The 25,408-nt window shown below is 37.1% G+C and carries 20 protein-coding genes, 1 tRNA gene and 1 riboswitch; of the genes, 18 read left to right on the plus strand and 3 right to left on the minus strand.

Features of this window, described 5'->3' with window-relative positions:
* Window positions 1-173: 173 nt before the first annotated feature.
* The 8 genes from uvrB (at window position 174) to IGL32_RS02575 (ending at window position 10,878) form a co-directional block, all read left to right on the plus strand.
* Window positions 174-2,171 (plus strand): excinuclease ABC subunit UvrB, encoded by a 1,998-nt coding sequence (gene uvrB / locus IGL32_RS02540; protein WP_002379127.1) that lies wholly within the window; start codon window positions 174-176, stop codon window positions 2,169-2,171.
* Between the two features lie 117 nt (window positions 2,172-2,288).
* Complete coding sequence (gene uvrA, locus IGL32_RS02545; protein WP_002361280.1) at window positions 2,289-5,108, plus strand: excinuclease ABC subunit UvrA; 2,820 nt, start codon at window positions 2,289-2,291, stop codon at window positions 5,106-5,108.
* A gap of 170 nt (window positions 5,109-5,278) precedes the next feature.
* The gene (locus tag IGL32_RS02550) at window positions 5,279-6,073 is read left to right on the plus strand and encodes a YusW family protein (protein WP_002366200.1); all 795 of its coding nucleotides are present in this window, start codon (window positions 5,279-5,281) and stop codon (window positions 6,071-6,073) included.
* 165 nt (window positions 6,074-6,238) lie between these two features.
* The gene (gene rapZ / locus IGL32_RS02555; protein ID WP_002355625.1) at window positions 6,239-7,126 is read left to right on the plus strand and encodes an RNase adapter RapZ; all 888 of its coding nucleotides are present in this window, start codon (window positions 6,239-6,241) and stop codon (window positions 7,124-7,126) included.
* On the plus strand, window positions 7,126-8,121 hold the full coding sequence (locus IGL32_RS02560) for a gluconeogenesis factor YvcK family protein (protein WP_002355627.1): 996 nt from the start codon (window positions 7,126-7,128) through the stop codon (window positions 8,119-8,121). Before rapZ ends, IGL32_RS02560 begins: the two co-directional genes overlap by 1 nt.
* 33 nt (window positions 8,122-8,154) lie before the next feature.
* Window positions 8,155-9,090, plus strand: a complete 936-nt coding sequence (gene whiA / locus IGL32_RS02565; RefSeq protein ID WP_002358736.1) for a DNA-binding protein WhiA — start codon at window positions 8,155-8,157, stop codon at window positions 9,088-9,090.
* Between the two features lie 233 nt (window positions 9,091-9,323).
* Entirely contained in the window at window positions 9,324-10,247 is a 924-nt protein-coding gene (locus IGL32_RS02570) for a PEP phosphonomutase (RefSeq protein WP_002358737.1), read from the plus strand.
* Between the two features lie 112 nt (window positions 10,248-10,359).
* A complete protein-coding gene (locus IGL32_RS02575) occupies window positions 10,360-10,878 on the plus strand; it encodes a DsbA family protein (RefSeq protein ID WP_002361283.1) in 519 nt (172 codons plus the stop codon).
* A 44-nt stretch (window positions 10,879-10,922) separates the two neighbouring features.
* Here IGL32_RS02575 and clpP read toward each other — a convergent pair whose 3' ends face one another.
* Window positions 10,923-11,516 (minus strand): ATP-dependent Clp endopeptidase proteolytic subunit ClpP, encoded by a 594-nt coding sequence (gene clpP, locus IGL32_RS02580; RefSeq protein WP_002355633.1) that lies wholly within the window; start codon window positions 11,514-11,516, stop codon window positions 10,923-10,925.
* A gap of 195 nt (window positions 11,517-11,711) precedes the next feature.
* Here clpP and IGL32_RS02585 point away from each other — a divergent pair, with 195 nt between their 5' ends.
* Complete coding sequence (locus IGL32_RS02585; RefSeq protein ID WP_002355635.1) at window positions 11,712-12,230, plus strand: hypothetical protein; 519 nt, start codon at window positions 11,712-11,714, stop codon at window positions 12,228-12,230.
* Between the two features lie 20 nt (window positions 12,231-12,250).
* Here the strand turns inward: IGL32_RS02585 and IGL32_RS02590 are convergent, their stop codons facing one another.
* Window positions 12,251-12,655: a DUF1622 domain-containing protein gene (locus IGL32_RS02590; RefSeq protein WP_002386965.1), complete on the minus strand. Its 405-nt coding sequence runs from the start codon at window positions 12,653-12,655 to the stop codon at window positions 12,251-12,253.
* Between the two features lie 464 nt (window positions 12,656-13,119).
* Between IGL32_RS02590 and IGL32_RS02595 the strand changes: the two genes are divergently transcribed.
* From IGL32_RS02595 to IGL32_RS02620, 6 genes are all read left to right on the plus strand, one after another.
* On the plus strand, window positions 13,120-16,008 hold the full coding sequence (locus IGL32_RS02595) for an isopeptide-forming domain-containing fimbrial protein (RefSeq protein WP_002379133.1): 2,889 nt from the start codon (window positions 13,120-13,122) through the stop codon (window positions 16,006-16,008).
* A 24-nt stretch (window positions 16,009-16,032) separates the two neighbouring features.
* The gene (locus IGL32_RS02600) at window positions 16,033-16,416 is read left to right on the plus strand and encodes a bacteriocin (protein WP_002358745.1); all 384 of its coding nucleotides are present in this window, start codon (window positions 16,033-16,035) and stop codon (window positions 16,414-16,416) included.
* 173 nt (window positions 16,417-16,589) lie between these two features.
* Window positions 16,590-17,099, plus strand: coding sequence for an SA1002 family membrane protein (locus IGL32_RS02605; RefSeq protein WP_002379134.1), 510 nt, complete (start codon window positions 16,590-16,592; stop codon window positions 17,097-17,099).
* Between the two features lie 29 nt (window positions 17,100-17,128).
* Window positions 17,129-18,916 carry a glycerophosphoryl diester phosphodiesterase membrane domain-containing protein gene (locus IGL32_RS02610; RefSeq protein WP_113803193.1) on the plus strand — a complete coding sequence of 596 codons (1,788 nt, stop codon included), beginning with the start codon at window positions 17,129-17,131 and terminating at the stop codon, window positions 18,914-18,916.
* 25 nt (window positions 18,917-18,941) lie between these two features.
* Entirely contained in the window at window positions 18,942-19,349 is a 408-nt protein-coding gene (locus IGL32_RS02615) for an NUDIX hydrolase (protein WP_002361287.1), read from the plus strand.
* A 233-nt stretch (window positions 19,350-19,582) separates the two neighbouring features.
* Window positions 19,583-19,783: a cold-shock protein gene (locus IGL32_RS02620; RefSeq protein ID WP_002355647.1), complete on the plus strand. Its 201-nt coding sequence runs from the start codon at window positions 19,583-19,585 to the stop codon at window positions 19,781-19,783.
* A gap of 656 nt (window positions 19,784-20,439) precedes the next feature.
* On the opposite strand, the gene IGL32_RS02625 is transcribed toward IGL32_RS02620, so the two are convergent.
* A tRNA-Arg gene (locus tag IGL32_RS02625) sits at window positions 20,440-20,511 on the minus strand.
* A 58-nt stretch (window positions 20,512-20,569) separates the two neighbouring features.
* Between IGL32_RS02625 and rpoN the strand changes: the two genes are divergently transcribed.
* The 3 genes from rpoN to metK all read left to right on the plus strand — a co-directional run bounded on the left by rpoN (window position 20,570) and on the right by metK (window position 25,379).
* Complete coding sequence (gene rpoN / locus IGL32_RS02630) at window positions 20,570-21,901, plus strand: RNA polymerase factor sigma-54 (protein ID WP_002379135.1); 1,332 nt, start codon at window positions 20,570-20,572, stop codon at window positions 21,899-21,901.
* Window positions 21,902-22,101: 200 nt separating this feature from the next.
* Entirely contained in the window at window positions 22,102-23,979 is a 1,878-nt protein-coding gene (locus tag IGL32_RS02635; protein ID WP_002378047.1) for an acyltransferase family protein, read from the plus strand.
* 122 nt (window positions 23,980-24,101) lie between these two features.
* Window positions 24,102-24,197, plus strand: a riboswitch (SMK box riboswitch).
* Window positions 24,195-25,379 carry a methionine adenosyltransferase gene (gene metK / locus IGL32_RS02640; protein ID WP_002355656.1) on the plus strand — a complete coding sequence of 395 codons (1,185 nt, stop codon included), beginning with the start codon at window positions 24,195-24,197 and terminating at the stop codon, window positions 25,377-25,379. It overlaps the preceding riboswitch by 3 nt.
* The last annotated feature ends 29 nt before the right edge of the window (window positions 25,380-25,408 follow it).

Below are 25,408 nucleotides of genomic sequence, written 5' to 3' on the forward strand. Positions count from 1 at the left end.
TTCATGTTATAAAATGTAACATAGAAATTAAGAACAAAAGATTAAGATCAGTTGAAGTCCGAAACAGCAAAAGTGGCGAAAATATGTTCGGTATGTTAAACTAATAAGTGGACATTCTGCCAGAATGGGCCGATAATTTAAGAGAAATTAGACACTTTGAGGGGGAGTTATAAATGATCGAAAGAGAAACTTCCAATACCTTTCATTTGGCTTCTAAATATGAGCCTGCCGGAGATCAGCCAGCCGCTATTGCTGAACTAGTTGACGGTGTCAAAGGTGGAGAAAAAGCTCAAATTTTACTTGGAGCGACCGGAACAGGTAAAACATTTACAATCTCTAATGTGATTCAAGAAGTGAACAAACCAACATTAGTGATTGCACATAATAAAACACTAGCTGGACAATTATACGGGGAATTTAAAGAATTTTTCCCAGATAATGCGGTCGAGTATTTTGTCAGTTACTATGATTATTATCAACCAGAAGCATATGTACCCTCAAGTGATACATATATTGAAAAAGATTCCAGTATTAATGATGAAATTGATAAACTACGCCATTCAGCGACAAGTTCTTTATTGGAACGAAACGATGTCATCGTGGTAGCATCAGTTTCTTGTATTTTTGGTTTAGGGGATCCGCGGGAATACAGTCAACAAGTTGTTTCATTACGTGTGGGAATGGAAATGGATCGTAATGAGTTACTAAAAAGCTTAGTCGATATTCAATTCGAACGAAATGATATTGATTTTCAACGGGGGCGTTTTCGTGTCCGCGGTGATGTGGTTGAGATATTCCCAGCTTCACGGGATGAGCATGCGCTACGTGTTGAATTTTTCGGAGACGAAATTGATCGAATTCGTGAAGTAGATGCGTTAACTGGTGAAATTGTCGGCGAAACAGAGCATGTCGCTATTTTTCCGGCAACACACTTCGTGACGAACGAAGAACATATGGAACACGCCATATCGCAGATCCAAGAAGAATTAGAGGCACGTTTGAAAGTGCTTCGCAGTGAAAATAAATTATTGGAAGCTCAACGTTTGGAACAGCGAACCAACTATGATATTGAGATGATGAGAGAGATGGGCTATACGTCAGGGATTGAGAATTACTCTCGACATATGGATGGTCGCCAAGAAGGAGAGCCGCCATATACGCTGTTGGACTTTTTCCCAGATGACTTCTTACTTGTAATCGATGAGTCTCATGTAACAATGCCGCAAATTAGAGGAATGTATAATGGCGACCGAGCACGGAAACAAATGTTAGTGGACTATGGTTTCCGGTTACCAAGTGCACTTGATAACCGACCGCTTCGTTTAGAAGAATTTGAACAACATGTAAACCAAATTGTTTATGTATCGGCAACACCAGGCCCTTATGAAATGGAACAAACAGAGACTGTTGTTCAACAAATCATTCGACCAACAGGTTTACTAGATCCAGAAGTAGAAATCCGCCCAATTATGGGTCAAATTGATGACTTGGTGGGCGAAATTCATGAACGGATCGAAAAAGATCAGCGGGTGTTTGTCACAACCTTAACGAAGAAAATGGCCGAAGATTTAACCGACTATTTCAAAGAATTAGGCTTAAAAGTTAAATATTTGCATAGTGATATAAAAACACTGGAAAGAACGGAGATTATTCGCGATTTACGATTAGGCGAATTTGATATTCTAATAGGTATTAACTTATTACGTGAAGGAATCGATGTGCCAGAAGTTTCCTTAATTGCGATTCTAGATGCGGATAAAGAAGGCTTCTTACGTAGTGAACGCTCGTTAGTGCAAACGATGGGACGGGCTGCCCGGAACGCTGAAGGAAAAGTCATTATGTATGCAGATAAAATCACCGATTCGATGCAACGAGCTATGGATGAAACGGCACGACGTCGGGCAATCCAAGAAGCATATAATGAAGAACATGGTATTGAACCAAAAACAATTATTAAAGAAATTCGTGATTTGATTTCTATTTCCAAAACAGCTGATAAAGATGAAACAGTGGTTCAATTGGATAAATCATATAAAGATTTATCAAGACAAGAAAAAGCTGATTTATTAATGAAACTTGAAAGAGAAATGAAGGATGCGGCCAAAGCATTAGACTTCGAAACTGCAGCCACATTACGAGATACCATTCTTGAATTGAAAGCTGCCAAATAAGTCAACCAACGGATTAAGTAAAAGATACGATGAACCATCGTATCTTTTACTAATCTTTTCTCTATAGAATGACTTGAAATGATTTGACGTAAGAGATTTAGTAAAAGGAGAACATATATGGCAAATGATAAAATTGTGATTCATGGTGCACGCGCCCATAACTTAAAAAATATTGATGTCACGATTCCTCGTGACAAAATGGTTGTCGTAACTGGACTATCTGGTTCTGGCAAAAGTTCATTAGCGTTTGATACGCTTTACGCAGAAGGGCAACGACGTTATGTAGAGAGTCTCTCTGCTTATGCGCGACAATTTTTGGGACAGATGGATAAACCAGATGTTGACAGCATCGATGGTTTAAGTCCAGCTATTTCAATTGATCAAAAGACGACAAGTAAAAACCCACGCTCAACGGTGGGGACGGTCACAGAAATCAATGATTATTTACGATTGTTATTTGCTCGGGTAGGTCATCCAATTTGTCCTAACGATCATATTGAAATTACCAGTCAGTCTGTTGAACAGATGGTTGATAAAGTCTTAGAGCTACCAGAGCGAACAAAAATTCAAATTTTGGCCCCTGTTGTGGTCAAGAAAAAAGGCCAACATAAAAAAGTGTTTGAAATGATCCAACGTGAAGGGTATGTCAGAATGCGGGTGGATGGTGAAACCTATGATGTTAGTGAGGCACCAGAACTTGAAAAAAATAAAAAACATGATATTGCGATTGTGATTGACCGTATCGTTGTGAAAGAAGGCATTCGCTCTCGCTTGTTTGATTCGTTTGAAGCGGCTTTGCGTTTAGCTGAAGGTTACGCAATTGTTGATGTGATTGGTCAAGAAGAAATGTTGTTTAGTGAACATTATGCTTGTCCTTATTGTGGGTTCACAGTCGGTGAATTGGAACCGCGCTTGTTTTCATTTAATGCACCATTTGGCGCTTGTCCCGATTGTGATGGTTTAGGTGTTAAATTAGAAGTGGACAAAGACTTAGTGATTCCAGATCCCACTAAAACCTTGAGAGAAGGGGCCATTGTTCCGTGGAACCCTATTAGTTCCCAATATTATCCACAAATGTTGGAGCAAGCAGCCACCAGTTTTGGGATTGATATGGATACGCCGTTTGAAGAATTACCTGCAGACCAACAAGAAATTATTTTAAATGGTTCTGGCGAGAAAAACTTTCATTTTCATTATGAAAATGACTTTGGTGGTGTTCGTGATGTGGAAGTGCCATTTGAAGGGATTTTAAAAAATATTAAACGACGTTATCATGAAACGAATAGCGATTTTACACGAGATCAAATGCGGTTATACATGACAGAATTGACTTGTCGAAGCTGTCAAGGGTATCGTTTGAATCCGCAAGCTTTAGCTGTAAAAATCAATGGCACGCACATTGGTGAAGTCAGTGAATTAGCAATAAAAAATGCGGTCCAATTTTTTGAAGGTGTGTCTTTATCTGAACAAGAAACAACGATTGCTCGGCCAATTTTAAAAGAAGTCGAAGATCGGTTAACCTTCTTAAAAAATGTTGGGTTAGATTACTTAACCTTAAGTCGAGCTGCTGGTACACTTTCTGGCGGAGAAGCACAAAGAATTCGCTTAGCAACACAAATTGGATCAAACTTATCAGGCGTTCTTTACATTTTAGATGAACCATCAATTGGTTTGCATCAACGAGATAACGACCGCTTGATTGACTCATTGAAAAAAATGCGGGACTTAGGCAATACATTAATTGTGGTGGAACATGATGAAGATACAATGATGGCTTCGGATTACTTGATTGATGTGGGACCTGGCGCTGGACATCTGGGCGGTGAAATTGTAGCCGCTGGTACGCCGGAAGAGGTTGCTAAAAATCCGCATTCATTGACCGGGCAATATCTTTCTGGGAAAAAAGTGATTCCTGTACCAAAAGAACGTCGCAAAGGTAATGGCAAAGCGATCAAAGTCACTGGTGCCAGTGAAAATAATTTAAAAAATGTCAGTGTTGAATTTCCGCTGGGTGAATTTGTTGCTGTCACAGGCGTTTCAGGTTCAGGGAAAAGTACTTTAGTCAATCAAATTTTAAAAAAAGCGCTGGCCCAAAAATTAAATCGTAATTCCAATAAACCCGGGAAACACAAAAGCATCACTGGTTATGAAGCCATTGAAAAGATTGTTGACATTGACCAAAGTCCAATTGGTCGAACACCAAGAAGTAATCCAGCGACTTATACTAGTGTTTTTGATGACATTCGCGATTTGTTTGCCCAAACAAATGAAGCCAAGGTTCGTGGCTATAAAAAAGGTCGCTTTAGTTTTAACGTCAAAGGTGGCCGTTGTGAAGCTTGTCGCGGGGATGGTATCATCAAAATTGAAATGCACTTTTTACCTGATGTCTATGTGCCTTGCGAAGTTTGTCATGGCAAACGTTATAATTCTGAGACGTTAGAAGTTCATTATAAAGGCAAAAACATTTCTGATATTTTAGATATGACGGTGGAAGATGCCGTAGAATTTTTCAAACATATTCCTAAAATTCATCGTAAATTGCAAACAATTGTGGATGTAGGCTTAGGCTATGTGACATTGGGGCAGCCGGCAACTACTTTATCTGGTGGGGAAGCACAGCGGATGAAGCTAGCGAGTGAACTTCATAAAAATTCTAATGGGAAAAACTTTTATATTCTGGATGAACCAACAACAGGCTTGCATACCGATGATATTGCGCGATTGCTTCTAGTATTAGAGCGTTTAGTGGAAGCGGGCAATACCGTTTTAGTGATTGAACATAACTTGGATGTCATCAAGTCTGCGGATCATGTGATTGATCTAGGGCCAGAAGGTGGCGACGGTGGTGGGACGATCGTGGCGACCGGAACACCAGAAGAAGTTGCTAAAGTCAAAGACAGTTACACAGGATATTATTTAAAACGTGTTCTGAAATAAACATTAATGATTAGATAAAGAACCTTGTTTTTATGGGAAACAAGGTTTTTTATTATAAAATAACAAATATTTTTTAATAAAAATTAAAAATAAATGTTGACTTAATGTGTAATTAAAAGATATACTATGTTTGTTAACAAAATAACAATGAATACGAAGGGAAGTCTTAAATGAAAAACAAAAAAATAACAACAAGTTTATTAACAGCAGGAATGGTCTTAGCTATCGGAATCACACCTTTTGTACATAGTAACACAATGGAAGCAGCGACCTTAATTTCACAATCAGACCATGAAAAAGTAATGAGTTTTACCAAGAAAGACTTAAAAGAAGCAACGGGCATTCAATTGGAGCCGGCGACAGTACAAGCCGTTCATCAGGAATTAAAGCAACAAATCACCTGGGAAACATTAGGCTATTCCACAATTGATGCGCAAAATATTGCGACACGTTTTACACAAAATACATATCAGGCTCTGGGGATTTTAACAGATATCGCCAACCATTCAGACCTTCAATTGAAAGTCATAACCATTAATAATCCCTATCTAGCAACAGCTAAAATTGGTACCTTTAAGTGGGAAACTGTAACTCCTGAAGTTGGTGGGGACCATGAAACAGCAGACAATGAACTAACCACACCGACACCGACTGTTGCCAGTCTTCAAGAGATTGACGTAGAAATTGAATACGACGAAAATGAAATTGAGTTCACCTATGAAATAAAATCGAACGGAACAATTGAAGCAACGTATGAAGATGAATCTGCTGATTTAGAATTAGAAGGTAAGGCAGCACAAGACAAAATCATGACTCTTTTAGATGGATTGTCAATCAAAACAGCTACAAATGAACAAATTAAAGAACACATTACGAAAAAGTTAGCCGTGAATGAACAAGTAAAACAATTTGAGTTTGAAGCTAATTTTACTGATAAAACAGAAATTGAGTTTGTATTAAAATAACACAGAGTTATATAGTATAATTCAGCAATTAAAACAGCATTGACAAAAATGTCAATGCTGTTTTTCTATGAAAGAATAGAAATCTTTATAAGAATGATTGAAAAGCTTTCTTTGATACGCCCGGGGTGTTATAATATAGTGATGCAAGTGAAGGGAGTGTTGAATATGCCAGAAAATTTACAACTGGTTATTATTACAGGAATGAGTGGCGCTGGAAAAACAGTCGCTGTTCAAAGCTTTGAAGACATGGGCTATTTCTGTATCGACAATTTACCACCAAGCTTAATCCCAAAATTTTGGGAATTAATTAAAGAATCTGGAAAAGTTACCAAGATTGCGTTAGTGATTGATTTACGTTCACGGACCTTCTTTAGAGAAATTCAGGATATGTTAGTCGAACTTGAAAATACTAATTTTATTGATACAACGATTTTATTTTTAGATGCCACCGATGAAGAGTTGGTTTCTCGTTATAAAGAGACACGGCGTGCGCATCCAATGGCGATGGATGGTTTAGTGACAGAAGGTATTCGTAAAGAACGTGCAATGCTGGAAGAAATCAAGGCGGATGCTCAGTTGGTTATTGACACTACGGACTTGTCCCCTCGTCAATTGCGGGAACGTTTGAATAAAGAACTAGCAACGAGAGAGACACACGAATTTCGAGTGGAAATGGTGTCCTTCGGCTTTAAATATGGCTTGCCGATTGATGCAGATATCGTTATGGATGTTCGCTTTTTACCTAACCCCCATTATATTGATGAACTACGACCGTTAACTGGAATGGATCAACCTGTTTATGATTATGTGATGGGCTTCCCAGAAACAGATGAATTTTATACAAAATTTATCGATTTACTGCGAACAGTCTTACCTGGATATAAAAAAGAAGGTAAAAGTAGCGTCACCATTGCAATTGGCTGTACTGGCGGACAACATCGCTCTGTTGCATTGACAGAACGTGTTGGCGCTGAATTAAAAGAGGAAGATTACCATGTAAATATTACCCACCGCGACCGCTTAAAAAGAAAAGAAACGGTTAATCGCTCTTAATGAAAACCTATCGAATTCGTAAACCGAAGATCGTGGTTGTTGGTGGTGGAACAGGCTTGCCAGTAATTTTGAAAAGTTTAAGAAATCAAAGTGTTGATATTACTGCCGTCGTAACGGTCGCTGATGATGGCGGTAGTAGTGGCGAGCTTCGTTCCTCTATTAATAACATGACACCTCCGGGAGATTTAAGAAATGTTTTAGTGGCATTGTCAGATATGCCACAATTATATGAAGATATTTTTCAATATCGTTTTGATAAATCAGATAGTCATTTTGCCAATCATGCAATCGGTAATTTAATCATTGCTGCTGTCTCAGAAATGAGAGGAAGTACGTATGAAGCGATTCAATTGCTTTCAAAAATGATGCATGTTGATGGACGGATTTATCCATCATCAGAACGGCCATTAACGTTACATGCTGTATTTAAAGATGGCTCAGTGGCGGTGGGAGAATCAAAAATTGCACTGGATCGCAAGACGATTGACCATGTGTTTGTAACAAATACACACGGAGAAGAGCAGCCAAGAGCTGCGCGTAAAGTCGTCAAAGCAATTGAAGAAGCAGACATGGTCGTGTTAGGGCCAGGGAGTCTTTTTACAAGTATTTTGCCTAATTTAGTTATTACAGAAATTGGTGAAGCCATCAAACAAACGGCAGCCGAAGTAGTCTATATTTGTAACATCATGACCCAAAAAGGGGAAACGGAACATTTTACGGATGCAGATCATGTTCGTGTCTTAAACGAGCATCTACAAGCGCAGTTTGTTGATACGGTGCTGGTTAACACAGAAAAAGTACCAGAAAATTATATGGATCCTGAAATTTATGATGAATATTTAGTTCAAGTAAAGCATGATTTTCAAGGATTACGTGAAGAAGGTTGCCGAGTCATTTCGACAGACTTTTTAGAATTAAGAGATGGCGGAGTTTTTCATGATGGGGAAAAAGTTGTTGAAGAACTTTTCCGTATCGTATTTGGAACGAAATATTAATTAATCAAAAGAATCAAGAGAGGAGGAGCTTAGATGTCTTTTGCCTCGGATGTCAAAAAAGAGTTAACTGGTTTAGAAGTCCATCGAGAACACGCGAAAGCAGAATTAGCAGCATTAATTCGGATGAACGGCTCGCTTAGCTTAGTTAATCAACAGTTTGTCTTGAATGTACAAACGGAAAATGCTGCAATTGCTCGTCGAATGTATTCATTGCTGAAAGATCATTACCATGCACAAGCAGAATTATTAGTTCGTAAAAAAATGAAACTAAAGAAAAATAATGTTTACATTGTGCGTCTAAAACAAGATACACAAAAAATTCTAGCTGATTTGGATATTATGGATGGGGTCGTTTTTAATGGCAATGTGTCAAATGAAATCATGGGTAACGCGCAAAAAATGCGTTCCTATTTACGCGGGGCCTTTATGGCTTCTGGCTCAGTTAATAATCCGGAAACAAGTCGCTATCATTTAGAAATTTTTTCAATTTATGAAGAACACAATAATGATATTTGTAAGATGTTGAATTACTATGACTTAAACGCTCGAACATTGGGACGCCGAAATGGGTATATTTGTTATTTAAAAGGTGCTGAAAAAATTGCCGACTTTTTAACATTAATTGGTGCCACGAACTCTATGTTGAAATTTGAAGATGTCCGGATTGTCCGTGATATGCGGAATTCAGTAAATCGTTTAGTGAATTGCGAAACAGCGAATTTAAATAAAACCATTGATGCGGCTTCAAAACAAATTGAAAATATTCAATTTATTGAAAGTACAGTAGGGCTGACGTCATTACCGGAGAAACTTCAGGAAATCGCAGAATTACGGTTAGAGTATCCGGAAGTTAGTCTCAAAGAACTAGGGGAAATGATTCCTTCAGGAGCTATTTCTAAGTCAGGTATTAATCATCGTATTCGAAAAATTAATGAATTTGCAGAAAAATTACGAGAAAAAAGTGCGTAACTTTTCTGCTCCAGAAGTGAAGAATAACATTTCCGTTTGAAGTGCTATCCTTCACTTTTTCTTTAAGCGTGTAAAAAAAATTAAAGTGTGCAAAAAGTGTGTAGCACTGAAATGTAGTGTTGACCTGTGGTTTAAAGAAACGACGTTGGCACGAATGTTGCATGTAATAAAATGCAAACGATTACTTATTGCTGTTTTTAACTAAAACATTAAAAACTATTGGAGGGGTCAAAATGGTTCAACGATTAATTAGTGCAAATGCATCAGAAATCAAACGGATGTCAAAAGAAGAGCTGTTTCAGAGTATTAAAGCGAGCGAAGGGCGCGTAATATTATCGGAAAATGTGGTAGTTCATCCATCCGTAGCAGGTGATATCACTTGTGCGGAAATGTCAAAAGCATATGGCGCAGACATGATTTTATTGAATGTTTTCGATGTTAATCAACCCATTGTAGTAGCCGCTTATGAAGGGCAATATACTGCGGAAACATGTGTCCCTAATGATGAGGTTGTTCATCGTTTGAAAGAACTAGTCGGTTTACCGATTGGCATGAATGTCGAACCTGTTGATGAAAATTTAGACTTAGCTTCAACGAGAGTTTCGATTGAACCAGGTAGAAAAGCATCAGCAGCTACTTTCAAAAAAGCCAATGAACTGGGTTTGGATTTTATCTTATTGACAGGTAATCCAGGAACTGGCGTGACCAACGACTTGATTGCTAAGAACGTGGCCTTAGCCAAAAAACATTTTGACGGCATCATTATTGCCGGAAAAATGCACAGTTCAGGCGTAGATGAACCAGTGGTCAGTTTAAAATCAGCTGAACAATTTATTGAAGCGGGCGCTGATATTGTCTTAGTCCCAGCAGTCGGCACGGTTTGGGGCATTGATGATCAACAAGTCAAAGAAGTTGTGGATTTTGCACATTCAAAAGGAAAATTAGTTATGAGTGCCATTGGAACTTCACAAGAAAGTGCTCAACCTGAAGTTATCCAAGCAATCGGCATTAGAAATAAAATTTTAGGCGTAGATATTCAACATATTGGCGATGCCAATATGGGCTTAGTTGGTATTGAAAATATTAAAGAGCTTTCTGATGCGATACGTGGGAAAAGACATACTGTTGCTAGAATGGCTCGTTCGATTAATCGTTAAAAAAGTGAACAGAGGCACGAATTCAGAAAATTTGAATTCGTGTCTTATGATTTTTTTATTGAAAAACGGTATACTAAAAGAGAAATAAAGGTTTGAAAGGATGAGGTTTTTTATGGATATTTCAGTAATTGATGCAACAAAAGTTAACACAGAAACAGGGCTTCACATTGGTGAGAGTAATGCCCCTGTCAAAATGATAGAATTTATCAATGTTCGCTGTCCTTATTGCAGAAAATGGTTTGAAGAGTCTGAGGAACTGTTAGCACAATCTGTCAAAAGTGGTAAAGTTGAACGTATCATTAAGTTGTTTGATAAAGAAAAAGAAAGTTTACAACGCGGCAATGTGATGCATCACTACATTGACTATTCAGCGCCTGAACAAGCGCTGTCAGCATTGCATAAAATGTTTGCTACGCAAGATGAATGGGGAAACTTAACCTTAGAAGAAGTAGCGACGTATGCTGAAAAAAATCTGGGCTTAAAAGAACAAAAAGATGCAACGCTTGTTTCCGCAGTGATTGCTGAAGCCAATGCGGCGCACATTCAATTTGTACCAACGATCATCATTGGTGAGCATATCTTTGACGAAAGTGTCACTGAAGAAGAATTACGCGGATACATTGAAAAATAAAAAAAATGGAAACAGCGACTGTCGCTGTTTCCATTTTTTTATTTTTAATTTAAGGCGCTACTATTTTCCATTACTTCATCGATTAAACCATATTCTTTTGCTTGTTCGGCAGTCATATAGTTATCACGATCGGTATCACGTTCAATCACTTCAATTGGTTGGCCAGTTCGTTCAGCTAAAATTGAATTTAAACGTTGACGAGTGTCTAAAATGTGACGAGCAGCAATTTCAATTTCTGTTGCTTGCCCTTGAGCGCCACCAAGTGGTTGGTGAATCATGATTTCCGCATTTGGTAAAGCGAAACGTTTGCCTTTTTGACCAGCTGTTAATAAGAAGCTACCCATTGAAGCTGCCATTCCTAATACGATCGTTTGGACATCCGCTTTAACGAAATTCATGGTATCGAAAATCGCTAAGCCTGCAGAAACGCTGCCACCAGGAGAGTTAATGTACAAGTAAATGTCTTTTTCTGAATCTTGGGCATCTAAGAATAATAACTGTGCAATCACTGAGTTTGCCACGTTATCATCGATAGGGCCGCTTAGCATAATGATGCGGTCTTTTAATAAACGAGAGTAAATGTCATAAGCACGTTCACCGCGAGATGATTGTTCAATAACTGTTGGAATTAAATTCATAAGTAAATCCTCCTATATAAAGAAACTTTTAAAGTCATTCTATCACAAAGCACTTTGAATGCCTATGAAAAGTATACCTCTTTGGTCAATAAAGGTCAACGAAGTCGCTTGAAAAATTTTGTGTCATTTTTTATCCGAAACTTTTGGATTATGTTATACTAAAATGGAAAATTAGAAAAGAGCGAGGGGAAAAATATGTTTGTTTTTATCGCCGGAATGGTCGGTGTAATCGTCGGTGCGCTAATAGTCACAGCAAGTGCCGCCTTACATTCATCTTACAAAGAGCGAAAAGAAGTACGTTATCGTGAACTAGAACATTTGGTTAAAGAAATTGAATCATTGAATTTATTAAATAAAAAAGTCAAAGAAATTTTACAAAAGCGTGAATTATATATAGACAGATCAATTGAATACTTATCGATGGATGATTGTTTCATCAGCATCGATGATTTTATTTATTTGGAATCATTTTCTGCTCAAAATAATTTTTACTTACCGACGTACTTAATTGAAGAATTTTTCAAAAAAATTGCGCATCGTAAAGTCATTTTGACGGCCAGCGAAGTTGCTGAAATGGGAGGACACACCTATAAAGGCGGCCGTGTTATTTTAGAAAATTTTTCAGACGAGATTTTAGCAATTATTGAAGATAAAAAACGTAAAATGCAGCGTTTGTCTAACGAACCACTTCATTATTTTAAAGCGATTAAATAAAAAAAGAACCAGCGTACCCGCTAATTTTTTGGGGTCTCTGGTTCTTTTTCTTGTTGTTCCATATCGGTCATAGTGTCTTCAATTTCTTTATGTAAGAAATAAGAAATAACTGTACGGATGATCACCAAGGTTGCCAATTTCAAAATATCTTGAAAAGTTGGTTTGACAATGGATTCAATAATATCAGCAGCAATTAAAATTTCTAAACTTAACAGAATGTAGCTACCAAGGAAGTTTTTGATGAACGTATTCATTTTGGTTAAGGTAAAGCGGCTTTGATTTTGTCGTTCACTTTTAATGAAATCTTTTCCTGCTAAACAAACACCCCAAACTAAAACAATAATCGAAAAAACATTCAGTCCTAAAATACATAGCTCAAAAAGTGGGGTTAAAAGCGTCATTAACTGATGGGGCCACTCATTCATCGTATTCACTCCTACCAAAAAGCCTTTTCTTTAACTATAACGAAACGGCTGACTAACGTCAAATATTGTTGAAATAAACAGGCTAAACTATTCAGCTTATAGAACAAAACTAAGAAAATTATGAATAGCATCTAACAATTAAGTAAAAGGACTGTAAAGGTTCTTTTACTTTTTTTGTGTAAAAAAAGAGTCTTAAAAGGAATCAAGTAGCAAAAAGTAAGTGAAAACCAACTTTGTCAGTGGATAGTCTTTTCATTAATTTTTAAAAGACAAATTTTACGTTTTCAAGAGCCGAATACTGCCAAGTTTTAGCCTTTAAAGGTGATAGAATCAGAAATTGAGTAAGAGATGTGTCACAAAAACAAGGAGACACATCGACTTGATGAAAGATTTAAGGAGCTGTAGTTGAAGTAAAGAGAAGCAAGTGTCCCAAACACTAGCGAAAGAAAATAGGGAGGATTAAAATGTTTAAGAAAGCAACGAAATTATTATCGACAATGGTGATTGTCGCTGGAACAGTTGTGGGAAATTTCAGTCCCACATTGGCTTTAGCTGAAGAAGCGGTTAAAGCAGGAGATACAGAAGGAATGACCAATACGGTGAAAGTGAAAGACGACAGTCTGGCTGATTGTAAACGGATATTGGAAGGACAAGCTACTTTCCCAGTTCAAGCGGGTGAAACGGAACCAGTCGATTTAGTAGTTGTTGAAGATGCTAGTGGTAGTTTTTCAGATAATTTTCCACATGTAAGACAAGCGATTGATGAAGTGGTTCAAGGCTTATCTGATCAAGACCGCGTGATGCTGGCTTCATATCGCGGCGGAAAACAATTTATGTTTCCTGATGGAAAGACAAAAATTAATTCAGCTGATTATGATATGAATGTGCGCGTCAATACGCAATTGACTTATGATAAAAGCCAATTTGTCTCTGGTTTTGGAGACGTTCGGACGTATGGTGGTACGCCAACCGCCCCAGGATTGAAACTCGCTTTAGATACGTACAATCAAACACACGGAGATTTAACGAATCGAAAAACGTATTTCCTATTAGTGACAGATGGGGTCGCTAATACACGTTTAGATGGTTACTTGCATAAGACCAATACCAATGATTCAATCAATGAATATCCAGATCCAAGACATCCTCTTCAAGTCTCAGTGGAATATAGTAATGACTACCAAGGTGCAGCAGCAGAAGTTTTAGCGTTAAACCAAGAAATTACTAACCAAGGCTATGAAATGATTAATGCGTATTGGGAAAGTGTTGAATCTTTAAGTTCAGTGAATTCATACTTTGATAAATATAAAACAGAAGTGGGTCCTTTTGTAAAACAAGAGTTGCAACAAGGGTCTAGCACACCAGAAGATTTTATTACAAGCCAATCTATTGATGATTTTACAACCCAATTAAAACAAATTGTCAAAGATCGTCTGGCGCAATCGACACCAGCAACAGCTTCATTAACGATTGCCAATCAATTTGATATTCAATCTGCGACCGCTACGGACGATGCTGGAAATGATGTGCCTGTTCAAATTAACGGACAAACCATTTCAGCAACTAGTACAGAAGGTTACGTAGGAAACATCACGATTCACTACGAAGTCAAAGAAAATACAGCGATTGATGCAGCAACCCTTGTAAGTAGTGGGACAATGAATCAAGGAACAATTGCTAAGGAATTTCCAGAAGCGACGATTCCTAAAAATGACAATGCGCATGCGTGTGACGTGACGCCAGAAGATCCAACGATTACAAAAGATATCGAAAATCAAGAACACTTAGATTTAACCAATCGTGAAGATAGTTTCGATTGGCATGTCAAAACAGCCTTTGGCAACGAAACCAGTACTTGGACCCAAGCCAGCATGGTGGATGACATTAATAAAGTGCTAGATATCATTGATGTGAAAGTCACCGACGAAAATGGTAAAGATGTTACAGCTAACGGCACAGTAACACAAGAAAATAACAAAGTAACTTTTGAAATGAACAAACAAGCAGACAGCTATGACTATTTAAGTGGTCATACGTATACAATGACTATCACCACTAAAATTAAAACTGACGCAACGGACGAAGAATTAGCGCCTTACATTGAACAAGGCGGGATTCCCAACCAAGCCGACTTAAACTTTGGCAATGAAGGTGACGTGTTACATTCCAACAAACCAACCGTAACACCACCGCCAGTTGATCCAAATATTGCTAAAGACGTAGAAGGACAAGAACATTTAGATTTAACCAACCGCGATCAAGAATTTAAATGGAACGTCAAAACAGCTTTCGGTAACGAAACAAGCACTTGGACCCAAGCCAGCATGGTAGATGACATTAATAAAGTGTTAGACATCACTGATGTAAAAGTCACAGATGAAAATGGTAAAGATGTTACAGCTAACGGCAAAGTAACACAAGAAAATAACAAAGTAACTTTTGAAATGAACAAACAAGCAGACAGCTATGACTATTTAAGTGGTCATACGTACACAATGACCATTACTACTAAAATCAAAGCTAGCGCAACGGACGAAGAATTAGCACCTTATATTGAACAAGGTGGCATTCCCAACCAAGCCGACTTGAACTTTGGCAACGAAGGTGACGTGTTGCATTCCAACAAACCAACCGTAACACCACCTGCACCAACGCCAGAAGATCCAACGATTACAAAAGATATCGAAGGCCAAGAACATTTAGATTTAACCAACCGTGACCAAGAATTTAAATGGAACGTCAAAACAGCTTTCGGTAACGAAACAAGCACATGGACCCAAGCCAGCATGGTGGATGACATTAATAAAGTGTTAGACATCACAGACGTGAAAGTTACTGATGAAAATGGCAAAGATGTTACAGATAATGGCATAGTAACACAAGAAAATAACAAAGTAACTTTTACTATGAACAAAAAAGATGACAGCTACTCTTACTTAGCTGGTCATACATACACAATGACTATTACCACTAAAATTAAAACTGACGCAACGGATGAAGAATTAGCGCCTTATATTGAACAAGGCGGGATTCCCAACCAAGCCGACTTAAACTTTGGCAACGAAGGTGACGTGTTGCATTCCAACAAGCCAACCGTAACACCGCCTGCACCAACGCCAGAAGACCCAAAAAAACCTGAACCTAAACAACCGCTAAAACCGAAAAAACCGTTGACGCCTACAAATCATCAAGCACCAACGAACCCAGTCAATTTTGGAAAATCAGCAAGTAAAGGAATTCATTTACCAATGACTAATACAACAGTAAATCCACTTTACATGATCGCAGGTTTAATTGTCCTTATAGTGGCTATTAGCTTTGGCATAACAAAAAATAAAAAAAGAAAAAATTAGACAAACTAAAAAGGAAGAAAAAACATGAATAAAAAAATTTCGTTCAGTCTGTTAATTTTGTTACTTAGTTTGTTGGTAGGTTTTACATTTATTCCGCATAAAAAGGAATTAAGTTTCAATGAGTATCAAGAAAAAAAACACTCTGGCGAAACATTTTATGTTGTTTTAAAAAAGAAAAACTGTTCAGATTGTCAGGATTTCGAGAAACTATTACAAGCACCTAAACAGGTTTACTATGTAGAATTAACCAACAAAGAGACCATGAAGGAATGGTCAACATTTATCCGAGAAAATAAAGTTTTACATGTGCCATCTATGTTTAAAATAGATAACGGCCATCTCAAGAAAATTGATGGAGAAGGAGATGCGAATCAATTATTCGCAAACTATCAAAAAATAACGAAGTAAAAAGAATAAAAAGACAAGCCAAGTTTCCTAAATAAAGGAAACTTGGCTTGTCTTTTTTCTAGTAATAGTCGTTTATTAAATAACATGTGAAATGTTTTACAAATCCATTTTGGTTTGATAAAATAAACGCAAACATATGAATTTGTTTTCATTTGTTTTGGGAGGAGGAACGAATGATTGAATTGATTTTACTTTTGTCGGTGATTCTTTTAGGTTTATTGATTGGAAATAAAAGAGTTGATAAGTGGCTTTTTCTTAAGGCATTACTTTTGTTTTCTGTTATGCTAAGTGTGAGCATCTTAATTTCGGTAGCTATGTATTTATTATTAACAATGGGCGTTGCAAACGTAATAGGGCAGCGGTTAGAGTCGTTATTTCTTTTAGGGATAGTCGTTATCATCAGTACGAGTCTTTTGTTATATTTTTTATTGAATTTAACGACGAAAAAAATTGTTTTACCCATCGCTTTAATGAAAATAATTGAATATTATATTCAATGGGTATTGATTTATGTTACTATTTATCAAGTGATTTTTGATCAGTTTATTGTTTCTTCAGAAGTAAAAAATACGTTACAAGGAACTATTGATGAGCCAGTCGAAATCATTATTGTTATTTTGCCATCATTTATTTCAATTTGGATTGCCGTTGTTTTATTTAGGCTTCGTATGGAAGAACTTTAATCAGATACTTTTAGAATGGAGGAGTTTGTATGTCTGCTTGGCAAACATTTAAAAATGGAACAAGGCAATTTTTTAAAGACATCTTGCAGTATTTATGGTTATTTTTTACTTTAAATGTCTTATTATTATTGGTGGGTGGGGCTTTTAGTTGGGCTACTTCCAACGCACTAAAAACTCAAGGTATTCCTTATCTTTCGTTTAATAACCTGAATTTATTGTTAGAAAAGCCGCTTGCTCTGGTGTTATTAATTCTCTTGTTGTTACTTTTTTTAGGTGCAGTTTTTTATCAGTTTACCTTTTTATTATTAGGGATTTTTCAAATACGGCAAGACCATCGTTTTCATTTTAAAGGAGTTACCAAGGCATCTTTTAAGGTTCTTAAAAAGCAAGGTGCCCGTTCGTGGTTATTCTTTTTCGGTTATTTTGTTGTCATTGTCCCTTTTGGTAACCTGATTTTCCAAAGTAATCTATTGACGAAATTTGTGATTCCAGATTTTATTGTTGAATTTTTGTCCCAACGAATTCCTTACTTGGTTGGGTTACTGGCCTTTGGGTTATTAGTCTGGTATTTAGCTATTCGTTTCATTTACACGCTTCCATTAATGATTCTGGAGAGAAAAAAAGCGGGCGAGGCAGTTAAGGCTAGTTGGTCAATGACAAACAAACGATTATGGTTCATTATTTGTAATATTGCATTTGTGACGATCGCGGTATTTGTTTCAACGTATGTTATTTATGTGTTACTTTATCTTCTACAGTTGAAGTTAGATACCTTGAGCGATACCATTAGTTTGCTAGGTGGTATTTTAAATTTAACCGTTGTCCAATTTTTACAGTTTGTCTCTAATGCTTGGCTTTCAGTATTACTGATTAATTTCTTATATACACAATTAAATGTTCAAGCAGAAACGACGACAAAAGTTGCCTTTGACAAAGAAACGAAACGTAATAAATTAGTGACTATCGGAATGGGCCTAGGACTATTCACCATTTTTGGCGGCTATATAATTTTCAACGCTGTTTACTTAACAGGGCTATTAGAATCAAAACCTTTGATTATTTCGCATCGAGGGGTCACCAATAGTAATGGCGTACAAAATACCATTCCTGCTATGGAAAGAACCATTAAATTTAAACCAGATTATATTGAAATTGATGTTCAAGAAACCAAAGACCATCAATTTGTTGTGATGCATGATGCAAACCTTCAAGAACTCGCCGGCGTCGATGGCACGCCACAAGAATTTACGTTGGCTGAATTAACAAAAATGACCGTTAAAGAAAATGGCCAAGAAGCACCAATTGCCAGTTTTGATGATTATTTAGCGAAAGCAAACCAAGCCAAACAAAAATTACTAGTAGAAATTAAAACGTCTAAACAAGATAGTCAAGGTGCGCTATCTAACTTTATTGAAAAATATGAACGTCCTCTGATAAAGAATAACCATCAGGTTCAATCTCTCGACTACAATGTGATCAAAGCGTTTAAAAAAGCCAAATCAAAAGTAAAAGTTAGTTTTATTTTGCCCTATAATTTCACTTTTCCAGAAACACAAGCTGATTTGTATACAATGGAAGCTACTACGTTGAATGATACCTTCATTTTAAAAGCTGACCAACAGAAAAAAGCAGTTTATGCTTGGACAGTTAATGACTCAGAGGTATTGAGTAAAATGCTCTTTATGGACGTTGCTGGAGTGATTACCGATGATTTGGAGTTAGTCAATGAAGAAGTCAATGACTTTGAAAAAAATCCGTCGTATGCGGATCGTATTTTGCATTATATTTTTATGCTACCAAGTGTGGCTTCTCAATAAAAAATGAAGAAGAGGGTTAAACGAAATGAAAAAAGAATTTTCGCGAGTACTTCTTAAAAATCAATCTGATGAAATTCTTATTTTAAAAGATCGGCCAGACACATGGAATTTCCCTGGCGGAAAACAAGAACTTGGTGAATCAGCGCTGGAATGTGCGATTCGTGAAATGAAAGAAGAATTAGCAGTGGAAATTACTGAACTTGAAGAAATTTTTACTGGACCACTTGTTTTTGATTCAATCGTTTGGCAAGGACATTTTTATTTTGCCAAACAAGCCCAAGGAAAAGTGACCCTGAACGAACCAAATAAAATTAAAGGCGTACAATTTATTAAGCGGTTTGAGGAAGTAAATTTTTCACCAGGATTAGCTCCGCTATTTGATTATTTGGCGCGTAGTGATTATTTAAAGTTAAACAAAACTAACTGGAAATAGAGAGAATAGGAGTGTTTTTTGCTAGGGCTTTGTCAAGCGCATCTTTGATTATTTTAGAAAGTCCAAGGAAGAGTCGTGGGCATTGTTTATTCCTAATAAATATGTTATAGTAATTAAGTAATCAATTTTGATAAGTAATTTGAGTTATATATTTAAAAACTATACTTCTCCTTTTGCCACTCAACATTTTTTGCAATAACTTGCATATTTTTATGCACTAGGAGGAAATATATATGAACAACGGTACAGTAAAATGGTTTAACGCAGACAAAGGTTTTGGATTTATTACAGGTGAAGATGGCAATGATGTATTTGCACATTTTTCAGCTATTCAATCAGATGGATTTAAAACTTTAGACGAAGGCCAAGCAGTAACTTTTGATACTGAAGAAGGTCCACGCGGCTTACAAGCAACGAACATCGTAAAAGCTTAATAATGAATGAAAACGGACCACGTGTTGGTCCGTTTTTTTGATAGCTGTTGTCTGATCTCGCCATTAATTACATAGCAAAACAAAGCAGAGGCCATTTAAAGGAGGAGAATCTGAAGACGACCTTAACTGAGCTGTTACTTGTAAGTGGATTATTTTGGCTAGTAATCATAATTGGTGTGATTGCTGGTAGTATATTTCTAATTAAGTATTTTAGAGGTCGGAGCTGAACGGTTCTGTTCCCGCCAATTATCAGGTTTTAAGCCTGGGACAAAAATCCAAAGTGATTTTTGCCCCAGGTTCTTTATTTAATTAGGGTATTAAGTTTTAGGTAAAATAATTAACAAATTAAAAGCAATTTACTATATAATCAGAAAGGGAACTTTAAGAGAGAAGCAGGTGTTTGCTTGTCGTAATACTTTGTTTAGCAGATAGAAAAAGGAAACGTTATGCGTTACAATAGGAACGGAGGAATTTTAACCTTATTGGATTTGTAGCTGAAGCAGAACAAATGTTGTCGCGTTAAGTGCGATTGAGCTTGCCACAAGCAACATTTGAAAAAAATACGGATAGAAAAATCATTCCTAAACAAGAAAAAAACACTCTTTAGATGAATAAAGAGTGTCCAGAAACGTTGATAAATCAACATATTTAAATAACGCGCCCTGAGGGAATCGAACCCCCGTCTCAAGAACCGGAATCTTACGTGATATCCACTACACTAAGGGCGCGGCACGAATACTAGTTTAGCTGATATTGACAAAAATTACAAGAGGGAGGACGAAAATAATGAAATTTGAGCAACGAATGTCCCAACAACAAAAACAAGTCCAGAAGTTGGCCATGACTCAACAGCTTCAACAATCCATTCAAATTTTACAATTTAATACGGAAGAACTCGCTGCCTTTGTTGAAGCGAAAGCACTAGAGAATCCATTGATTGATTTACAAGTAGACACGCAGTACACCACAGATTTTCCGATAACTAGTCGTTCTTACACCAATCAAGACGAAGAAAATAATTATATGAATCAAATTCCAGACTATCATTTATCATTATTTGAGTCTTTAATTGATCAAATTCATTTGAATTACCGCGATACATACTTGCGAACATTGGTATTGTTTTTAGTAGAATATATAGACGTGAATGGTTATTTAACGATTTCGTTAGAAGAAGCGGCAGTGAAAACCGAAGCAAGCGCCATTCAAATGCTAGATGCATTAACTTTGTTACAACAGCTAGATCCAGCAGGTGTGGGGGCACGCAATTTACAAGAATGTTTGATGCTACAAACAGAACGAGACGATACCGCGCCTAATTTAGCGTATATTTTATTGGAGGAAGAATTTGATGCCTTAGTGAGTCGTAAATGGGGCCCGTTAGCTAAAAAATTCGGGATTGAATTAGCAGAAATTCAATTGATTTTTGATTATATACAAACGTTATCGCCAGCGCCAGGGAATATTTTTGATGCGACCGAGGAATTGTATATTCGACCAGATTTAACTGTCCGAATCAAGGAAGATCGAATAGTGGTGATTTCCAACAAAGCTGGTCGACCGACATTAAATTTTCAAGAAAATTATTTCAAACGAATGCAAGAGACTGACGACAAAGAAGTCCAAGAATATATTAAGGATAAGAAAAACGAATTTGAATGGTTAGAGCGCGCAGTGAATCAGCGGGGGGATACAATTTTACGTGTAGGGCAAGAAATTGTGCGTCGTCAAGAAGCCTTCTTTTTAGAAGCAGATCGGCCATTAAAACCAATGACTTTAAAAGAAATTGCGGATGCTTTGTCTATTCATGAATCGACAGTTAGTCGTGCGGTCAATGGAAAATATCTAGAAACCACGTTTGGCGTCTTTGAATTGCGCTCATTCTTCTCAACAAGTATTCTTTCATCAGAAGAAGATGGCGAGGATGTCTCAACAACGATGGTTAAAAAGCAACTACAAAAATTAATTGATCAAGAAGTAAAAAGTAAACCGTTATCTGATCAAAAATTAGTCGAGCGATTAAAAGATTCAGGCATGGAAATATCCCGGCGAACGGTAGCAAAATATCGTGAAGCCCTAGGGATTCCATCTTCATCTAAACGAAAACGATATGAGTAAACAACCAAAGCTTATGAGTGATTTTCATAAGCTTTGGTTGTTTTTTTGTGATTTAAAAAATGCTGGTTTTTTGAATTGTAAAAAAAGCCTAAAGGAGGCAAAGTTTGCTTGCCATTTCCTAGGAAAAAACGTATATTAAAGTTACTTGCTTCTTTAAATAAAGGAAAAGAATAATTTTATAGAAAAGTTGGAAAGCACAAATGAATCAGACAGCAAATAGCAAGAAAAAACGCTATATTACAGGTTTTGATGGCATTCGGACGATCGCTGTAATTGGCGTGATTTTGTATCACCTTTTTCCCCAAGTCATGCGAGGTGGCTACTTAGGTGTTCCGATTTTCTTTGTTGTTTCAGGTTATCTTATTAACGACTTGTTGCGGCAAGAATGGGCAGAAAATCAGACCATTGATTTAAAAGGATTTTATGTGCGAAGGATGAAACGGCTGTATCCAGCATTAATTGTGATGCTTTTAAGTGCAGTTAGTTATATTACACTCTTTCAGCAGGATTTATTAAACAATATTCGCAGCGTTGTCGCTAGTAGTATTTTTTATTACAACAACTGGTGGCAAATTTTTAAAGGGTTTTCTTATTTTGATGGATTTGCGACACAATCGCCATTTGTACATATTTGGTCATTGGCAGTTGAAGCGCAAAATTATTTAATTTGGCCATTACTTTTTATTCTTCTGGAACGCTTTGTTCGTAAGCGCGGTCGAATTTTCAGCTTAGTTTTAATCGGCGCTTTAATTTCGGTGACGCTGATGGCCGTTTTATATGTTCCTGGCGCAGATCCTACACGTGTCTATTATGGAACAGACACACGTGTTTTTTCTATTTTACTAGGTAGTGCATTGGCGTATGTTTGGCCAAGCACACGTTTGAAAGAAGAAATTCCAGAAGCCTCTAAAAAAATCTTAAATGGCGCTGGTTTAAGTGCCTTAGTTCTTTTAGTGTTAGCCTTTTTAACATTATCAGATCATACAAATTTTGTTTATTACGGCGGCATGTTTTTAATTAGTTTGGCAGCCACTGTCTTAGTGGCCGTCACTGCACATCCAGGGGCAGATATGAATCGTTGGTTAACGAATCCGGTCTTTACGTGGATAGGTAAACGGAGTTATGGCATTTACTTGTATCAATTCCCAATCATGATTTTTTATGAGGCCAAAATTAAGACCTTATCGGACCATGTTTTTCTACATTCATTGGTTGAAATAGCATTAATTTTAGTCGTGAGCGAATTGTCTTATCGTTTTATCGAACATCCACTGACACGATTGTCTTATAAGGATGTCTGGACTCAATTCACTGAGTTCTTACGGAAACCGTGGGACCTTCGTGAAAAAGGGACAATGGCCTTTATGACAGTGATTAGCGTGATTGCAGTATTCGGTTTAATTGTGGCTCCAGCAAACGCTAAAAGTGCGCAACAAGAGCAACTAGAAAAAAATATTGCGAAAAATCAGCAAAAAATTGAAGAACGTAAAAAAGAAGTCCAAGAAAGTGGCACGAAAAATAGTAGCACGTCCACAGAAAGTAGTACAAAACCGAGTGAAAGCCAAGACGTTCTACCCACACAACTCACACCAGAGCAAGTAAAAAAAGCGCAGAATTTAGAAATCACAACTATTGGTGATTCTGTTATTCTAGATGGTGCTAGCGGGTTACAAGATATTTTCCCTAAAATGATTATCGATGGGGAAGTGGGCCGTCAATTGTATAGTAGCATTTCACTAATTGGTGAACTAGACAAAAAGAAAATGCTTAAAAATACTGTTTTAGTGAGTTTAGGTACGAATGGTCCTTTTACAGAGGCACAATTTGATGAATTTATGAAAGCGTTAGGTAATCGAAAAGTTTATTGGATTAATGTTCGCGTTCCAACTAGAAGATGGCAAAATCAAGTGAATAGTTTACTTAGTCAAATGGATAAAAAATACGATAACTTAACGGTCATTGACTGGTTTAATTATAGTAACGCCCATGATGATTGGTTTTATGATGACCGAGTTCATCCAAATGTGGCAGGTGGCGAGCAATACACACACTTTATCGCGGAGAAAATTTTACAGTAGCAAGAAACTTCCAGCTCAGATGAAAGGGGCTGGAAGTTTTTTGTTATAGGAAAAGCAAATATAGGTAATTTAATGATTTTCTTGAAAACCTAAGCTTTTTTTTTAGATATCTGGTATACTGTTTTTGTTACAAGTTCCCGAAAGGATTTAGCAAGTAATTGTCGTTACTTACTAAAGATGCCTTGTAACCGAAACTATTTAGGGGGAATAACATTATGACAGAAAGACATTTATTTACATCAGAATCCGTTTCAGAAGGACATCCAGATAAGGTAGCTGACCAAGTCAGTGATGCAATTTTAGATGCGATTTTGGAGAAAGATCCGATGGCCCGCGTGGCATGTGAAACATCCGTAACAACTGGTTTAGTCCTAGTATTTGGAGAAATTTCTACAACAGCTTATGTAGATATCCAAAAAATTGTTCGTCAAACTGTGAAAGATATTGGTTATACACGAGCAAAATATGGATTTGATGGAGAGACTGTCGCAGTTCTTGTAGCAATCGATGAGCAATCACCTGATATCGCTCAAGGGGTTGACGCAGCCTTAGAAGTGCGTGATCAAGATGAAAAAGACGATATTGGCGCTGGTGACCAAGGCTTAATGTTTGGTTTTGCTGTTGACGAAACACCGGAATTAATGCCATTACCGATCGCGTTAAGTCATCGTTTGGTTCGCCGTTTAGCAGAATTGCGGAAGGAAAAAGTCTTACCTTACTTACGTCCTGATGCAAAATCTCAAGTAACAGTGGAATATGATGATCAAGGTCAACCACAACGTGTGGATACGATCGTCATCAGTACACAACATGATGATGAAACAACCTTAGAACAAATCGAAAAAGATATTAAAGAACAAGTAATCAATGAGGTGATTCCTCATGAACTTTTAGATGATGAAACAAAATACTTTATCAACCCAACTGGTCGCTTTGTAATCGGTGGCCCTCAAGGAGATGCCGGCTTAACTGGTCGTAAAATTATCGTTGATACTTATGGCGGTTATGCTCGTCATGGCGGCGGTGCTTTTTCTGGAAAAGATGCAACCAAAGTTGACCGCTCTGCTAGTTATGCTGCGCGTTATATCGCGAAAAACATTGTTGCTGCTGGTTTGGCGAAAAAAGTAGAAGTCCAATTAGCTTATGCAATTGGTGTGGCGCAACCAGTGTCTATTTCTATTAATACGTTTGGTACGAGTGATCTTCCAGAAAGTAAATTAATCGAAGCAGTTCGTAAAAACTTTGATTTACGTCCAGCAGGTATTATTGAAATGCTAGATTTACGTCGCCCAATTTATAAACAAACTGCGGCTTATGGTCATTTTGGTCGAACAGATATTGATTTACCTTGGGAACAAACAGATAAAGTTGAAGCGTTAAAAGCTAGTTTAGCTGAATAATTAAATAAAAAAAACAAGAAGTCAGCCAA

This window comes from Enterococcus sp. AZ035, from assembly GCF_050548325.1.
GTDB lineage: Bacteria > Bacillota > Bacilli > Lactobacillales > Enterococcaceae > Enterococcus > Enterococcus faecalis.

What these genes read in the sequence shown, in the direction of transcription:
- uvrB (WP_002379127.1), top strand. Translation starts at nt 174, where the DNA reads ATGATCGAAAGAGAAACTTCCAATACCTTTCATTTGGCTTCTAAATAT.
- uvrA (WP_002361280.1), top strand. Translation starts at nt 2,289, where the DNA reads ATGGCAAATGATAAAATTGTGATTCATGGTGCACGCGCCCATAACTTA.
- IGL32_RS02550 (WP_002366200.1), top strand. Translation starts at nt 5,279, where the DNA reads ATGAAAAACAAAAAAATAACAACAAGTTTATTAACAGCAGGAATGGTC.
- rapZ (WP_002355625.1), top strand. Translation starts at nt 6,239, where the DNA reads ATGCCAGAAAATTTACAACTGGTTATTATTACAGGAATGAGTGGCGCT.
- IGL32_RS02560 (WP_002355627.1), top strand. Translation starts at nt 7,126, where the DNA reads ATGAAAACCTATCGAATTCGTAAACCGAAGATCGTGGTTGTTGGTGGT.
- whiA (WP_002358736.1), top strand. Translation starts at nt 8,155, where the DNA reads ATGTCTTTTGCCTCGGATGTCAAAAAAGAGTTAACTGGTTTAGAAGTC.
- IGL32_RS02570 (WP_002358737.1), top strand. Translation starts at nt 9,324, where the DNA reads ATGGTTCAACGATTAATTAGTGCAAATGCATCAGAAATCAAACGGATG.
- IGL32_RS02575 (WP_002361283.1), top strand. Translation starts at nt 10,360, where the DNA reads ATGGATATTTCAGTAATTGATGCAACAAAAGTTAACACAGAAACAGGG.
- clpP (WP_002355633.1), bottom strand. Translation starts at nt 11,516, where the DNA reads ATGAATTTAATTCCAACAGTTATTGAACAATCATCTCGCGGTGAACGT.
- IGL32_RS02585 (WP_002355635.1), top strand. Translation starts at nt 11,712, where the DNA reads ATGTTTGTTTTTATCGCCGGAATGGTCGGTGTAATCGTCGGTGCGCTA.
- IGL32_RS02590 (WP_002386965.1), bottom strand. Translation starts at nt 12,655, where the DNA reads ATGAATGAGTGGCCCCATCAGTTAATGACGCTTTTAACCCCACTTTTT.
- IGL32_RS02595 (WP_002379133.1), top strand. Translation starts at nt 13,120, where the DNA reads ATGTTTAAGAAAGCAACGAAATTATTATCGACAATGGTGATTGTCGCT.
- IGL32_RS02600 (WP_002358745.1), top strand. Translation starts at nt 16,033, where the DNA reads ATGAATAAAAAAATTTCGTTCAGTCTGTTAATTTTGTTACTTAGTTTG.
- IGL32_RS02605 (WP_002379134.1), top strand. Translation starts at nt 16,590, where the DNA reads ATGATTGAATTGATTTTACTTTTGTCGGTGATTCTTTTAGGTTTATTG.
- IGL32_RS02610 (WP_113803193.1), top strand. Translation starts at nt 17,129, where the DNA reads ATGTCTGCTTGGCAAACATTTAAAAATGGAACAAGGCAATTTTTTAAA.
- IGL32_RS02615 (WP_002361287.1), top strand. Translation starts at nt 18,942, where the DNA reads ATGAAAAAAGAATTTTCGCGAGTACTTCTTAAAAATCAATCTGATGAA.
- IGL32_RS02620 (WP_002355647.1), top strand. Translation starts at nt 19,583, where the DNA reads ATGAACAACGGTACAGTAAAATGGTTTAACGCAGACAAAGGTTTTGGA.
- rpoN (WP_002379135.1), top strand. Translation starts at nt 20,570, where the DNA reads ATGAAATTTGAGCAACGAATGTCCCAACAACAAAAACAAGTCCAGAAG.
- IGL32_RS02635 (WP_002378047.1), top strand. Translation starts at nt 22,102, where the DNA reads ATGAATCAGACAGCAAATAGCAAGAAAAAACGCTATATTACAGGTTTT.
- metK (WP_002355656.1), top strand. Translation starts at nt 24,195, where the DNA reads ATGACAGAAAGACATTTATTTACATCAGAATCCGTTTCAGAAGGACAT.